The organism is Mesorhizobium sp. M0491 (genome assembly GCF_040321265.1).
Classification (GTDB): domain Bacteria; phylum Pseudomonadota; class Alphaproteobacteria; order Rhizobiales; family Rhizobiaceae; genus Mesorhizobium.
Window position 1 is genome coordinate 67747 of the sequence record NZ_JAMYRE010000015.1, and the last position, 14414, is coordinate 82160.

At 61.2% G+C, this 14414-nt stretch carries 12 protein-coding genes; 2 read left to right on the forward strand and 10 right to left on the reverse strand.

Going from position 1 to position 14414, the window contains the following annotated elements; genetic code table 11:
• The first annotated feature begins 57 nt into the window (after nt 1-57).
• The gene (locus NKI69_RS20350; protein WP_023810994.1) at nt 58-303 is read left to right on the forward strand and encodes a YMGG-like glycine zipper-containing protein; all 246 of its coding nucleotides are present in this window, start codon (nt 58-60) and stop codon (nt 301-303) included.
• Nucleotides 304-399: 96 nt separating this feature from the next.
• On the opposite strand, the gene NKI69_RS20355 is transcribed toward NKI69_RS20350, so the two are convergent.
• The 4 genes from NKI69_RS20355 to xylF form a co-directional block, all read right to left on the reverse strand.
• Nucleotides 400-2028: a CHASE domain-containing protein gene (locus NKI69_RS20355; protein ID WP_128305027.1), complete on the reverse strand. Its 1629-nt coding sequence runs from the start codon at nt 2026-2028 to the stop codon at nt 400-402.
• A 127-nt stretch (nt 2029-2155) separates the two neighbouring features.
• Nucleotides 2156-2956 carry an ATP-binding cassette domain-containing protein gene (locus NKI69_RS20360; protein ID WP_023810992.1) on the reverse strand — a complete coding sequence of 267 codons (801 nt, stop codon included), beginning with the start codon at nt 2954-2956 and terminating at the stop codon, nt 2156-2158.
• Between the two features lie 11 nt (nt 2957-2967).
• Nucleotides 2968-4320, reverse strand: coding sequence for a sugar ABC transporter permease (locus tag NKI69_RS20365; protein ID WP_023810991.1), 1353 nt, complete (start codon nt 4318-4320; stop codon nt 2968-2970).
• Nucleotides 4321-4465: 145 nt separating this feature from the next.
• Entirely contained in the window at nt 4466-5506 is a 1041-nt protein-coding gene (gene xylF, locus NKI69_RS20370; protein WP_023810990.1) for a D-xylose ABC transporter substrate-binding protein, read from the reverse strand.
• Nucleotides 5507-5775: 269 nt separating this feature from the next.
• Here xylF and NKI69_RS20375 point away from each other — a divergent pair, with 269 nt between their 5' ends.
• On the forward strand, nt 5776-7020 hold the full coding sequence (locus NKI69_RS20375; RefSeq protein WP_023810989.1) for an ROK family protein: 1245 nt from the start codon (nt 5776-5778) through the stop codon (nt 7018-7020).
• Between the two features lie 33 nt (nt 7021-7053).
• On the opposite strand, the gene NKI69_RS20380 is transcribed toward NKI69_RS20375, so the two are convergent.
• From NKI69_RS20380 to pstB, 6 genes are all read right to left on the reverse strand, one after another.
• Nucleotides 7054-8373, reverse strand: a complete 1320-nt coding sequence (locus tag NKI69_RS20380) for an HlyD family type I secretion periplasmic adaptor subunit (protein ID WP_352722434.1) — start codon at nt 8371-8373, stop codon at nt 7054-7056.
• A 3-nt stretch (nt 8374-8376) separates the two neighbouring features.
• Nucleotides 8377-10104 carry a type I secretion system permease/ATPase gene (locus NKI69_RS20385; RefSeq protein ID WP_352722435.1) on the reverse strand — a complete coding sequence of 576 codons (1728 nt, stop codon included), beginning with the start codon at nt 10102-10104 and terminating at the stop codon, nt 8377-8379.
• A gap of 74 nt (nt 10105-10178) precedes the next feature.
• Nucleotides 10179-11603 carry an endo-1,3-1,4-beta-glycanase EglC gene (gene eglC, locus NKI69_RS20390; protein WP_352722436.1) on the reverse strand — a complete coding sequence of 475 codons (1425 nt, stop codon included), beginning with the start codon at nt 11601-11603 and terminating at the stop codon, nt 10179-10181.
• A 536-nt stretch (nt 11604-12139) separates the two neighbouring features.
• A complete protein-coding gene (gene phoB, locus NKI69_RS20395; RefSeq protein WP_010911896.1) occupies nt 12140-12829 on the reverse strand; it encodes a phosphate regulon transcriptional regulator PhoB in 690 nt (229 codons plus the stop codon).
• 16 nt (nt 12830-12845) lie between these two features.
• A complete protein-coding gene (gene phoU, locus NKI69_RS20400) occupies nt 12846-13553 on the reverse strand; it encodes a phosphate signaling complex protein PhoU (protein WP_023810985.1) in 708 nt (235 codons plus the stop codon).
• A gap of 26 nt (nt 13554-13579) precedes the next feature.
• Complete coding sequence (pstB, locus tag NKI69_RS20405; RefSeq protein WP_013529271.1) at nt 13580-14398, reverse strand: phosphate ABC transporter ATP-binding protein PstB; 819 nt, start codon at nt 14396-14398, stop codon at nt 13580-13582.
• Between the last annotated feature and the right edge of the window lie 16 nt (nt 14399-14414).

The window sequence follows — 14414 nt, forward strand, 5'->3', positions numbered from 1 at the left end:
ATGCTAAATGGCAGCTGGAGCTTTACCAAGTGAGGACAAAAAGTGAGGAGTGACTCTATGCGGAAGATGATTATTGCACTGGTTGCGGTGGTTGCCGTCAGCGGCTGCACCTCGACCGAGCAGGACGTGGTTGGCGGCGGCTTGATCGGCGCCGGTGTCGGCGGCTTGGTCGGCGGCGGCAAGGGTGCGCTGATCGGCGCGGCCGTTGGTGCCGGTTCCGGCCTGCTGGTGCGCAATCTGCGCAACGGCTATTGCCAATATCGCGATCATCGCGGCCGGATCTACACGGCTCGCTGCAACTAATTCGGCGATCATCGAAACGTCGATCCGGAGGCCGGTCCGCTGGCCTTCGGATTTTTCATGTCTGGACGCTTGATCCTTTTCGGGTGAAGGTCGCGCTCAGTTGGCGAGTGGAATTTTGATTTCCACGTTCAGCCCATTGGCCTGGTAATCGCGTTTAATCGTACCGCGCAGTTCGCGCGTCACGTTGAGATCGATCAGCTTGGTGCCGAATCCGGTCTTGGCTGGCGCTTCGAGTTTGGTCTGCCCGTTTTCGCGCCAATTGAGAGCCAGCGTCCTGTCGCGCCCGCGCCCTTCGACCGACCAGTCCACTTTCAGCGCGCCGACGGAATTGCCGGCTTCGCCGTATTTCAGCGCATTCGTCGCCAGTTCGTGGAAGGTCAGGCCGAGCGCTTGCGTCGTGGTTTCGTCGAGCAGCACCTGTGGTCCCGACAACAGCTCATCGGGTAGCTCCTTGCCGAACACCTGACCCAGCTCGATGCGCAGGAGATCGCCAAGATCGGCCTTCTGCCAGCGCGAGCGCGTCAGCATATCCTGGGACGCCGCCATCGCCTGCAGCCTGGCCGAGAAGGATGCGGAAAACTCGTTGACGTCGGTAGCCCGCGACGCCGTCTGGCGCGCGATAGCCAGCACCCTGGTAATCGAATTCTTGATGCGATGCTTCATCTCCTGCAGCATCAGGTCTTTTTCGATCAGGCTCTTTTCCGTCGTTTCGTGCAATCGCGACGCTGCCTCATAGGCCCGCTCCTGATAGCGCGCCACCAGCGCGATGGCGCCCGCCAACAGCAGGCCGAACAGCCCCAGCATCACCGGAATGGCGCGCGACGACGGCTGCGAGAAGGCGCTTGTCGGCCGGAACAGGACAGTCCACGGCCGTCCGGCGACGATGATCTTTCGGGTGACCAGCAGCCTGTCGCCGAAAGTCGACGCCGGCGGCGTCTCCGACCGGAACAGCAGATTATCGCCGTTCACGGCACCATCGCCATCATAGATTTCGGTGTTGACCGGCAGCAACGGCGACCGGCTGAGCGCGGTCTGGAACAGATCGCGAGCCCGAAAGGCCGCATAGAGAAAACCGGCCGTCGAGGATCTCGAAGCATTGATGACGTCGGGAGCGGTTTCGACATTGAGCCGCACGAAAACGAAGAAGCCGGTGAACGTCTGCGCGGCGCCCGTGTCCTGGCCCAATTGCACCAGCCCGCTGGCGTGCTGCTGGTCGTCGGACATCGCCTTTTCGATCGCCACACGCCGCGCCGGTTCGCTGAACATGTCATAGCCGATGCCGGCTTGATTGGATGGATCCAGCGGTTCGAACAGCACGATAGGGGTGCGCCAGGGTTGAGTGGTATCCGGATAGATTGGATGACTGTCGCCATAATCGTGCAGCATATCGCGTTCGACCGTCGCCTCGTCGCCCGCCTTTGCCAGCCTGAGGAAGCCGATACCGCGCAAGCCGGCGAAATTCTTGTCGACATCGAGCGCGTTGAAGAACGCCTTGAACTCATTGCGAGAAATATCGCCATTGCGGGCGTCGAACAGGGCCTGCGTTGAGCGCAGCAGCGACAGATGCAGGTCGATGCGGCTCTCGATCCGGTTGAGCGCATCGTCGGCAGTCGCCTCGAACTTGATGCGCGCGGCTTCCTGCGTGGCGAAATAGGCAAAACCTGCCATCACCATGCTGATCAGCGCGACGGCGATAAAGGCGATGATCGGAAAAAGCTTCTTCAACGGATCGTGCGGTCCCTGAGCAATGTCGGACCTTTATGGGCAAGTCGCCGTGCCAACACAATGCCAAGGCCAAGCCATCCTTACGGCTGGCATATCACTTGTCCGGCAACCGCGATCTGGCTCGATCTCAGGCCGCTATCTTCAGCGCGCCCGGTCCGGGAATGGCGCCCGGCGGGCATTTGCCCAGAATGATCATCCCCAGCACCTCGTCCTGGGTGACATCGGTGGTGCGGGCGGTGCCGACGACCTGGCCGTTCTTCATGACGCAGACCCGGTCGGCAAGCTCGAACACATCGTGGATGTCGTGGCTGATCAGGAAGATGCCGATGCCGTCGGACTTGAGCTGCTTGACCAGTTCGCCGACCTGCGCCGTTTCCTGCGGACCAAGCGCCGCCGTCGGCTCGTCCATGATCAGGATGCGGGCGTTGAACAGGATCGCACGCGCGATCGCCACCGATTGCCGCTGGCCGCCCGACAGCTTGATCACCGGCTCCTTGAAGCGCTGGAACCGGGGATTGAGCCGACCCATCACCTTGCGCGCCTCGGCCTCCATGGCAACGTCGTCGAGCGTGCCCCAGGCGGTCATCAGCTCGCGGCCGAGGAACAGATTGGCGGCGGCATCGACATTGTCGGCCAACGCCAGCGTCTGGTAGATCGTCTCGATGCCATATTTCTTGGCGTCGCGTGGATTGGAGATCGATGCCTCCTCGCCGTTGACGAAGATCTGGCCCGAATCGCGCTTGTAGGCGCCGGACAGGATCTTGATCAATGTCGACTTGCCGGCGCCATTATGGCCGAGCAGCGCCACGACCTCGCCGGGGAAAAGATCGATCGAGGCGTCGTCGACGGCGCGGATGCCGCCAAACGCGATCGAGATGTTCCTCATGTCGATCAGCGCGGTGGCTGCAGGAGCAGTCTTGTCAATCATGGCATGCCCTCCTAGACGCGCTTGCGATAGACGGTGTCGAGCCACACGGCGATGACCAGTACGGCCCCGACGACGATGCTCTGCAGCGGCGAGTCGACGCCGAGCAGCACCATGCCGGACTGCAGCGACTGCATCAGCAGCGCGCCCAGCATGGCGCCGATGATCGTTCCCGATCCGCCGGCAAGCGACGTGCCGCCGATTACGGCGGCTGCAATGACCAGCAGTTCGTCGAGCGTTCCAAGCACGTTGGTGGCCGAATTCTGCCGGGCCGAGGAGATTGCCGCGGCGATCGTGGCCAGCACGCCCATGATCATGAACACCTTCATGGTGATCCAGCGCGTGTTGATGCCGGCGAGATTGGCCGCCTCGGGATTGCCGCCGATGGCAAAGACATAGCGGCCGAAGCGGGTGCGGTTGGTGATGAAGGTCATGACCAGCCCGACGGCGACCGCCATCAGCACCGGTATGGCGATACCGTGGGCGATGAACAGGCCGCCTTCGGGAAGGGTGATGTTGTTGGCGGCCGCATATCTGTTCACGATGCCGATCGGCCAGGGATAGGAATTGGCGAGCCAGACCGCGCCCATGATGGCGCCGCAGGTGACGACTCCGAGCAGCGTCTCGGCCCAGATCGGACGTAGCGGAAACCGGAAACGCTTGCGCTGCACCCGGCCGTTGAACAGCCCAAACACCACGGCGAGGCAGGCGACGATCCCGACGACCCAGCTCCAGGTCGCGCCGATCGATCCCGCCGGCCCGCCGCCCATCAGCTGAAAGGTGGCGTCGAGCGGCGCCACGGTCTGGCCTGACGTGACCCACCAGGCCGCACCGCGCCAGACCAGCAGGCCACCCAGCGTCACGATAAAGGCGGGCACTTCGAGATAGGCGATGACGAAGCCTTGAAAGGCGCCGATCAACAGGCCAAGCGCCAGGCCGATGACCAGCGCCAGGACCCAGATCCACGGATTGCCGAGTTCGAGCCCGACAAAGCGCACCAGGAAATGAACCTGAGCAAATCCCATTACCATGCCGATCAGGCCCTCGGCGGAACCGACCGACAGGTCGATGTTGCGCATGACGATGACCAGCACCATGCCGCAGGCCATGATGGCAACCGCGGATGTCTGCACCGACAGGTTCCACAGATTGCGCGGCGTGAGAAAGGTGCGGCTGTCGAAATCGAGCGGGTTGACGCCCAGGCGCAGGCTGGAAATGACATGCAGCCCAATCCAGATGACCAGCAGCGCACCGATCATGCCGAGCATGCGGGTGTCGATCTCGGTCGCCTTCAGGAACCGGGCGACGGCCCCGAGTTCCGACGCGCGCGCCGTATCGGCCTGTGGGTTGGACGTCGTATCGGTCATGATTTCCTCCCACCGACTGGCCGTCTGACGCGCATGCCGGAGCCCAGCCTAGAAGCTATCCGCATGATGCGGAAACACAAAAGTTTTTGAGAAAACGCCGCGGCTTTTGGGCCGCGGCGTTGAGAATGCAGGCACAAGCCAGCTTTTAGTTGCAGGCCGCGACGGTGCCGGCAGCGACGCCCGTGCAGACTTCTTCCTTCTTGATCCAGCCAGCGTCGATGACGAGGTTGAGATTGTCCTTGGTGATGGCAATCGGGGTCAGGAACAGCGACTTGACGGTGTTGCCGCCCGGCGTCGTGAAGTCCTTGGCGCCGGCAATGTCGCCGGTCTTCTTGCCGTCTGCGAGCTGCGAAGCGATCTCGGCGGCGGTCTTGCCGAGCTCACGCGCGTCCTTCCATACCGAAACGGTCTGCGTGCCGAGCGCGATACGGTTCAGCGCGGCGTGGTCGCCGTCCTGACCCGAGACCGGCACTGTGCCGGCAAGGCCTTGCGCCGTCAGCGCCGCGACGACGCCACCGGCGGTGCCGTCATTGGCCGCGACCACCGCGTCGACCTTGTTGTCGTTGGCGGTCAGGAACTGTTCCATGTTCTTCTGGGCGTTGGCGGGCAGCCAGCCATCCGTGTAGGCTTCGCCGACATTCTTGATCTTGCCGCTGTCGATGGCTTCCTTGAGCACTTCCATCGAGCCCGAGAACAGGAAGTCGGCATTGGGATCGGCACCGGAGCCCTTGATGAAGACGTAGTTGCCTTCCGGCTTGACCTTGAACACTTCGCGGGCCTGCATGCGGCCGACTTCCTTGTTGTCGAAGGTCAGATAGAAGACGTCCTTGTTTTCGATCAACCGGTCATAGCCGACGACCGGAATGCCTTCGTCCAGCGCCTTCTGCACCGCAGGGCCGATGGCCGAGGCGTCCTGCGCCAGGATGATCAGCGAATTGGCGCCCTGCGAAATCAGGCTTTCGACATCGGTGAGCTGCTTGCCGGGATTGGACTGCGCATCGGCGGAGATGTACTTGTCGCCGGCGGCCTCGATCGCCGTCTTCATGGCGGCCTCGTCGGTCTTCCAACGCTCTTCCTGGAAATTGGACCACGAAACGCCGACGACCTTGTCCTTCGCCTGCGCGACAGACGCGAGCGTCAGCGACATGGCGGCACCCGCCAGGATGGCGGCTGTGAATCTTTTCATATTATCCTCCCTGCGCCGCGTATGGCGCGACCAAACTGACCCGAGGGCCGGCACAGAAGCCCTATTTTTTCGAGCCTCGAAAAAACACTGGGCCAACGTCCGAACGCTGTCAACATCGATTCTGATGGATTTTGATGTCATTTCGAGTTTTTTTCGAGTCTCGGAATAAATAAATGACAGGGCGTGCAGCTTCTGCCAGTATTTACCTGCGTCACCGACAGCGTTCCAGGGCAGGAAGAACCGCGGCGACCGGGAGGACGTGAAAGAACATGTCGGTCGGAATCCGCCACGACGATCTGCGTCGCCGCAACCGGGCGATGGTAATTGCGGCCGTGCGCCAGGCCGGACAACCGTCCCGCACCGAAATCGCCGCGACCACAAGCCTCAGCCATTCGACCATCTCGGCGATTTCCTCCGACTTGATCGTCGAAGGCATCCTGACCGAAAGCAAGCCGAGCGAGGCCGGCTCGCTCAAACGCGGCCGGCCGCAGGTCGGCCTCAGCCTCAATCCGGAAGCGGCCGCGGTAATGACCGTGGTGCTGTCGCTGAACTTCCTCTCCGTCGCCGTCATCGACTATGCCGGCCAGGTAGTATCCGAGGAACAGCGCCGGCTGGACACGCTGACGATGTCGCGCGAGTCGCTGATCGGTGAATGCACGGCAATCGTGCGGCGCCGCCTGGCAGATCCCGACCTGGACGTGCGCAGCATCGCCCGCATCGCGCTGGCGATCCAGGGCATTACCGACACCCGTGCCCGCGCCATGCTGTGGTCGCCGATCACGCCGCACACCGATATCGCCTTCGCTGACATATTCGAAGACGCGTTCGGCATCCCCGCCATAATGGAGAACGACTGCAACATGATGGCGGTGGCGCTGCGGTGGCGCGACCCCGATCGTTACCGCGACGATTTCATCGCTATCCTTTTGTCGCACGGCATCGGCATGGGCCTGGTGCTGAAGGGCGAATTGTTCACCGGCACCCATTCCTCGGGCGGCGAATTCGGCCACATGATCCATCGGCCGAACGGCGCGCTCTGCCGCTGCGGACGGCGCGGCTGCGTCGAAGCCTATGCGGGCAATTACGCCATCTGGCGCAACGCCAGGCAGATGGGCGAGGATGCAGAACCCGTCGCCGATGTCAGCGACGCCGACATGCGCGCCCTGGCTGCCGCGGCCCGCGAAGGTGACGGACCCGAACGGGAAGCCTATCGCAAGGCCGGCGAAGCGCTCGGCTACGGCCTCGGCAGCCTGTTCGCGCTGATCGATCCGGCGCCGGTCGCCATGGTCGGTGTCAGCGCCGCCGCCTTCGACCTGATCGAGCCGGCATTGCGGCAAGCGATTGCCCAGACCGCCGGCGGCCAGCATTCCAAATCGATTTCCTTCGACACCGAGCCGAACGAACTGCCGCTGATCCGCGAAGGCTGCGCCATGCGGGCATTGATCTTCGTCGATCAGGAGATTTTTGCGCCGGGCGTGCAGGCGAGAGGGAGCGCCGGAAAGAGCGTGGCGTGAGGGCCAGGGTCAAAATTGCGCGGTCCGCAACATCTACCGCTCCGTGAAAGCGCGCGCGAAGGAATCGCGCATCGGCCGTACGAGATACTCGAAGAAAGTCCGTTCGCCGGTGCCGATGAACGCTTCTACCGGCATTCCAGGGTAAAGCTGCTCCGCTTTCACGCCGGGCGGCAAGTTGGCGGCAATCTTCAGCTTGGCGCGGAAATAGGGTTCATGCGTAGCCTGATCGATGAGCCGATCTGCGGAAACCTGTGTCACCATGGCTGAAATCTCGGGGGTGAGCCGCATGTTCAACGCTGATAGTCGCAGTCTTGCCGGCTGGCCGACACGAACCTGGTCAATGTCTTTCGGCGGCAGCCGTGCATCGACGATCAAGCCCGATGCCGTAGGCAGAATCTCCATGATCTTCTCGCCGGGGGCAATCACGCTGCCCTTGGAATTGTAGGTGGACGATACCACGATGCCCGCCGCCGGCGCCTTGATCGTCGTCCGCCGCAGCACTGCCTCGGATGCCCGCATCTGTTCGTCAATGTCAGCCAGCGAAGAACGTACCTCGTCGAGTTTCGTCAGGGCTTCCTCCACGCGTTGCGTGGTCAGGCGCTCTATCTGCTGCTGCGCTTCGACGATCTGGGTGTTGGCCGATGCAAGATTTGCCTCCAGCGCCCCTGCCTGCCCGACGAGATCGGCCTCGCTACGCAAAAGCTGTGAATATTCAGTGCGATTGGTGAGGCCCTTGTCCAAAAGGCTGGTCTTGATGCCCAGTTCTTTCTTCACGACTTCGGCCTGTTGCTCAATGGCCTGTTTCTGGGCCTGCAACCCGACGACCGATTGGCGATGCATGGCAACCCGTTGCCTGAGGATCGATTGTTCCGATCGAAATCGGGCGAGCCTGGCGTTGAATTCCTTCTGCTGTTCTTGAACCAGGACCTCGAAATTGTGCTGGAACGGTGCCGGCGCAGCCTCTGTGATTGGCGCAAGCCGATCCAACCCGTCGCGTTCCGCCTCCAGCCGCGAGGCGCTGGCCTTCAACGCGATCGACTGTCTCGTCAGCCGGTTGAGTTCGGCTTGCGCGGCTGTTCGATCCAGCAGGATCAGTTCCTGGGCCTGTTGCACCCGATCACCCTCATGGACGAGCAACTCTTGGATGATGCCGCCCTCGGGATGCTGGATGAGGATGTTCCCGCCTGTCGCCGAGATTGTGCCTTGCGTGATGACCGCGCCGGACAACGGTGCACTGACTGCCCAATAGCCAAAGCAACCCATCAATATCGCCATTGCCGCGTATCCGGCGAATGCCACCCGGCGAATGTCGGTGCGTGCTGTGCCTTCCCGGACGAGGCTCTGTGCTGTCATCTTCTACGATCCAAAGCGGACACTATGAGGGGTGCCGCGGTTCGTCGTTGCAAAAGACCCTGTCACCGCCATGCTGCGCTGTGGGGCAAGGCCGATGCCGGCGATTGGCTGCCGCATCACGTCGCCGCTTGGACCGAAGGCTGCGATCACTCCGCTGCGTAGAAGCATCACGCGGTCGCAGGCTGCGGCGACCGAAGGGCGGTGCGTTATCACGATTGTCGTAACGCCCGCCGCTTTCGCGGCGGCAAGCACTTCTTCGAGCGCGGCTTCGCCGCTGCCGTCGAGATGGGTACTGGGCTCATCCAGAACGAGAACATGCGGATTGCCGTAAAAAGCGCGCGCGAGCCCGATCCTTTGGCGTTCGCCGCCCGACAGTGTTCTGTCCGACGAACCTATTCTGGTCTGATAGCCGTCTCGCTGCTCCAGTATCAGCTCATGCGCCCGGGCATTCTTTGCTGCCTCGACGATAGAGGCGTCATTCGCATCGGGTTCAAAGCGGGCGACATTTTCCGCGATCGATCCGGGAAAGAGCTCCACCTCCTGAGCGAGATATCCGATATGCCGGCCAAGCTGCTTCTCGTCCCAGGTTCTGAGATCGGCGCCATCAATCCTGACGCAGCCGCTGGTTGCCTGAATCGCACCGACAAGCAATCTTGCCAGGGTGGACTTGCCGGCTCCGCTCGGACCTATTATCGCCACCGCTTCGCCTGCGCCGATGCGGAAATTCAGTCTCTTGATGATGGGTTCGGTGCCGGGTGTGGCGTTCGGCGCGACAAAGATGAGGCCCTGCACGACAATTTCGCCGGACGGGTCCGGCAAGGTCAGTTTTTGCGCAAGCGCCGGATGGGCGGAAAACGCCTTGTCCAACCGCTTCCACGATCGTCTGGCGTCGACGATCTGCCGCCATGACCCGATCAGTTGGTCGAGCGGCTGCAGCGCGCGGGACGACACCAGGGAAGACGCGAAGATCATGCCGGCCGTCATCTTCCCTTGCAGCACGAGCCATGCTCCGACACCCAGTATTGCTAGCTGAAGCATCATGCGTACGGCTCGCGACGTTCCACTGAAAATCGCGTTGGCCATCGACGAACGGTCATGCAGGACTAGCGCCTCCGCCACGTGCCTTCCCCACACTCGCGCGGCGTTTTGGATCATGCCCATGGCGCGCAGCGTCTCTGCATTCCGGGCAAAGGCCTGCTCCGACAGGCTGGCAACAGCCGAGCGTTCCGCCGACAAGGCATCATTCTTGCCGATGGCAAACTGATTTGCCACGACCAGCGCAAGCAACAGACCAGATCCCGCCAGCGTAAGCCAGAACAGCAAAGGATGGATGAGGTACAGCAGGGCGAGGAAGAACGGAGCAAACGGCAGGTCGAACAAGACCGCCGCGCCACGTGACCTGATGAAGGCGCATACCGAGGCAAGGTCGCGCAGTGGAGGCAGGGCTGCTCCCCCGGCGTACTTAGCCTCCAGCGAGACGGCGAATGTCCTCGCGCCCAGTCTGTTGTCGACAATGGCTGCAACGCGCTGCGTGTAAACGGAGCGGACCGCATCGAGGAGACCGAGAAAGGCGAGTGCGAGAACCGCGATAGCAGAGAGGTAAAGAAGCGTCTCGACGCTGGAGGAAGGCAGGACGCGGTCATAGACCTGCAAGAGATAAAGGGGGATCACCAATAGCAGGATGTTGATGAGGAACGAAAAAACACCGACATCGGCGATGGCGCGCCTCAAGACTGCCCGCAGATCAGACCGTGCAATCATTCCCGCGCTCCTAACGGCTCATGGCCCCAACATAAGGGCGTCGCTTAGACCGAATGGTCGCCGGCGATGTCCAAGGGGTGGTGCTGCAGGTCGTCCAGCGTATAGGCGCGGATGTAGTCGATCTTCATCTCCGCTGGCGTAGCCAGATGGTCAGGAGGCTGGCCGGCAATGCCGCCCACCGCGAGATTGGCCAGCATATACATGGGATCGTGCATGTCGGCCGGCGTCGCTGCTTGAGCGACCTTTACACCATCGTAGGTCCAGACAAGCTCATCCTTCGTCCAGAGCAGGCCATAGGTGTGGAAACCGTCGGTATCCGCAACGTTCACCGTTGACGAAACCTTCGTGTGCGCTCCCGTCTCATTGGAATGCGCCGTCATGTAGAGCGTGTTCGGGTCCTGGCCGCGCGTTTCGACAACGTCCAGCTCCGGCGGCCACGATCCGTCCTCCGGAAGCAGCCAGAACGCCGGCCAGGCTCCGGCTGTTTCAGGAAGATCCGCCCGCATTTCGAAATAGCCGTAGGTTTGCGAGAAGGTGTCGTGGGTCGTCAGGATCCCCGAGGTGTATTCGTAGTTGTTGATCAGAGGCTTGATGTCCTCCGGCGCCTGCGCGGCGGTGATGGTGAGGACGCCGTTCTCAACGCTGAACGGATGGACCGAACTCGTCGGGCCATAATTGGCGTCGATATACCACTGCAACTCACCATTGCTGCTCAACGTGCTGCCGTTCGGCGCTCCCCACCAGAAATTGGAATTCCAGGTGCCGTCCTGCCCGTCCCGAAGGCTCAGCGTGTTGAAATCGTCGGAGAAGGACAGCGTCATTGCGGACTTGTCGATCGGAAGTTCGAACTGGGTGGGCTGCAGCTTGTCGATGGTCGTATTCTTGAACACCAGGATCTCGTCGGATCCGAGGTTCAGCATCACGTTCGATTCCACCTGGACCATCTGTGAACGGACGGCATCGAACGAAGTGAAGTCGTAGCCGTCAAGCCGGACCGCATCGGTCGCACCGAAGTCGAAGATAAGATCGCTTCCATTACCTTTGGAGATGGCGAAAGTATCGGCGCCATCGCCGCCGATCAGGACATCATTTCCCTTGCCGCCATCCAGCGTCTGGTGACCCGACCCGCCCTTGATGATGTTGTCCACCGCATTTCCGAACGCAAATCGGTTGGTGCCGGTAACGACGAGGTTCTCGAAATTGTCGGGGAGCTTGTAGCTCATCCATGTGTCGATCGTGTCGATCCCTGCCCCAGGATCCTCGACCACCTTATTGTTGGTGGAATAGAGATGATAGTAGTCGTCGCCGGCGCCACCGTAGATCGTGACAGTGACGCCGGTGTCTCCCCAGAAGGAGTCGTTGCCGGAGGTGCCATGCAGTTCCGGTCCAGACCCGGTGGCCGAGAACCAATGAGTGGAAGCGCCGGTGTAGGCAAGAGGGATGCCCTTGGCATTTAAGACCGTGCTCATCAGAAATCCTTCCCAATGGTGCCCGACCTGGTCAAAAGTCCGGCGACCGCTTCCAAGCAACGCTGCAAAGAACGAGATCGTTCCACAGAATCGTCATTAGATCCGAGATCGCGTTGAGAAATCGACAGACGAGCAATGAATAAAGAGGAGAGGACTCGCAATAATTTGAAGTAATTTATTAAAATTGTATATTTCTGCAGAATACGCGTCATCCGACGAACGTATATCTAAATTAACTCAAAGTCATTCTTGCGTGGCTTTCTGGTCGGAGCCTGCGGGCAAGATGGCGACGTACCAAGTAATTCGCCGTGGTTCCTGCGGCCAGCCGGGGCCCAATAGAGAGTTTGGGAGATCGAGGAACGCGAGAAGCTGCCTGTCGCTTTGGTCCAAATGCAGTCATTCGAAACCTGATGAGGATGACCGCTCCTGTCGTCACGTGCTCGCTCCCCATCGATGAGACGAGTGCAACATTCCACCGGCTGTTGGCGACCGCGTGCTAATCGAGTTTTCCCGATCTATCGGGACGGAACAGCCACCTAGTCTTCCCTGATCGCGTAGCCCGCCCCACGGATCGTGCGGATGACATCAGGCATGCGGCCGTTGTTGACCGCCTTGCGCAGCCGCCCGACATGTACGTCGACCGTGCGCTCGTCAATGTAGATCGTTTCGCCCCAGACATTGTCGAGCAACTGGCTGCGCGAGAACACGCGGCCTGGATGGCGCATCATGAATTCGAGCAGGCGGAACTCGGTCGGCCCGAGCCGGATCTCGCTCTTCTTGCGATAGACCCGGTGCGACTCGCGATCGAGCACGATGTCGCCGACCTTTAGCACGCTGGACAGCACTTCCGGCTTGGCCCGGCGCAGCAGCGCCTTGACCCTGGCCATGAACTCCGGCGTCGAGAAGGGCTTGACCAGATAGTCGTCGGCACCGGTCGACAGGCCGCGCACGCGGTCGCTTTCCTCGCCTCGCGCGGTCAGCATGATGATCGGCAGCCGCTCGGTCTCGGGACGCATTCGCAGGCGCCGGCAGAGTTCGATACCGGAAACCGCAGGCACCATCCAGTCGAGCACCAGAAGATCGGGAACGTTCTCCTGCAGCCGGATTTCGGCCTCGTCGCCGCGCGTCACCACCTCGACCTGGTAACCTTCGGATTCAAGATTGTAGCGGAGCAGCACGCCTAGCGGCTCCTCATCCTCCACCACCATGATGCGTGGTGCGATCATCGGCTGGTCACCCCTGTTATGCCGCTGGCGCGGACATTGCCGTCTCGTCCTGCTTCGGACGATTGGCTGGCAACTGCGTGCCGGTCAAAACATAATAGGCATTTTCGGCGATGTTGGTCACGTGATCGCCGATCCGCTCGAGGTTCTTGGCGCAGAACAACAAGTGCGTGCACGCCGTGATGTTGCGGGGATCTTCCATCATGTAGGTCAGCAGCTCACGGAACACCGAGGTGTATTTGACGTCGATGCGTTCGTCATTGTTTCTGAGCGTGGCAAGCGCTGCCGGGTCGGCGGCGGCATACTCGTCCACGACCCCCTGCACCTGGATCAGCACCAGTTGCGCCATCGCGTCGATCGAATGCGAAAGGTCGTGCGGCGTGACACTCAGCCCGACAGTGCCGACGCGCTTGGCGATGTTCTTGGCAAGGTCGCCGATGCGCTCAAGGTCGCCGGCCATGCGGATCGAACCGACCACCGCACGCAGATCGTTGGCCATTGGCTGGCGCTTGGCGATCAGCGTGATGGCGCGATCGTCCAGCTCGCGCTGGCGTGCATCCATGATGGCATCATCGGAAACCACGCGCTGCGCCAGCGCATTGTCCGAATTGAGCAAAGCCCTGGTCGAGCCACTGACCATCGAGCAGGCGAGATCGCCCATGTCGCGGATCAGCTGGCTGATCTGCTCCAGATCCTCATCGAAAGATGCGACGGTATGTTCACCCATGATCTTCGTCCCTCGTATGCCTGAGCTCAGCCGAACCGGCCGGTGATGTAGTCCTGGGTGCGTTTGTCGTCGGGGGTGGTGAACATCTTGTCGGTGGCGCCCTCCTCGACCAGATAGCCTAGATGGAACATCGCGGTGCGCTGCGACACGCGTGCTGCCTGCTGCATCGAATGGGTGACGATGACGATGGTATAGTTCTGACGCAGTTCGTCGATCAGTTCCTCGACGCGAGCAGTGGCGATCGGGTCGAGCGCCGAACACGGTTCGTCCATCAGGATCACCTCGGGTGACACGGCGATGGCGCGTGCAATGCACAGACGCTGCTGCTGGCCACCGGAAAGACCCGTGCCAGGTTCTTGCAAACGGTCCTTGACCTCGTTCCAGATCGCCGCCTTCTTCAGGCTCGACTCTACGATCTGATCCATGTCGGCCTTGCGCTTGGCCAATCCGTGGATGCGCGGACCATAGGCAACGTTCTCGTAGATCGATTTGGGGAACGGATTGGGTTTCTGGAACACCATGCCGACGCGCGCCCTGAGTTCGACGACATCGATGTTCTTGTCGTAGATGTCTTCTTCGTCGAGCGTTATCTTGCCGGTTACCCGTGCTGAATCGATGGTGTCGTTCATGCGGTTGAGGCAGCGCAGGAAGGTGGACTTGCCGCAGCCGGAGGGGCCGATCAGCGCCGTCACCTGGTTCAGGCGGACGTCGAGATCGACGTCGAACAGCGCCTGCTTCTCGCCATAGAACACGCCGACCTTGTCGCCGCGCATTTTGATTACTTCGTTCGACTTCATCTTGTCGCCCACTGCGTTTTCAAGGGACTGTTCGGTCATGATGTTCATACCAAGATGCCTTTTT

Bases quoted from the DNA above. Each gene is read 5' to 3' on its own strand.
- NKI69_RS20375 (WP_023810989.1), top strand. From the start codon at position 5,776: ATGTCGGTCGGAATCCGCCACGACGATCTGCGTCGCCGCAACCGGGCG.
- phoB (WP_010911896.1), bottom strand. From the start codon at position 12,829: ATGATCGCACCACGCATCATGGTGGTGGAGGATGAGGAGCCGCTAGGC.
- pstB (WP_013529271.1), bottom strand. From the start codon at position 14,398: ATGAACATCATGACCGAACAGTCCCTTGAAAACGCAGTGGGCGACAAG.
- NKI69_RS20380 (WP_352722434.1), bottom strand. From the start codon at position 8,373: ATGACAGCACAGAGCCTCGTCCGGGAAGGCACAGCACGCACCGACATT.
- phoU (WP_023810985.1), bottom strand. From the start codon at position 13,553: ATGGGTGAACATACCGTCGCATCTTTCGATGAGGATCTGGAGCAGATC.
- NKI69_RS20360 (WP_023810992.1), bottom strand. From the start codon at position 2,956: ATGATTGACAAGACTGCTCCTGCAGCCACCGCGCTGATCGACATGAGG.
- NKI69_RS20350 (WP_023810994.1), top strand. From the start codon at position 58: ATGCGGAAGATGATTATTGCACTGGTTGCGGTGGTTGCCGTCAGCGGC.
- eglC (WP_352722436.1), bottom strand. From the start codon at position 11,603: ATGAGCACGGTCTTAAATGCCAAGGGCATCCCTCTTGCCTACACCGGC.
- xylF (WP_023810990.1), bottom strand. From the start codon at position 5,506: ATGAAAAGATTCACAGCCGCCATCCTGGCGGGTGCCGCCATGTCGCTG.
- NKI69_RS20365 (WP_023810991.1), bottom strand. From the start codon at position 4,320: ATGACCGATACGACGTCCAACCCACAGGCCGATACGGCGCGCGCGTCG.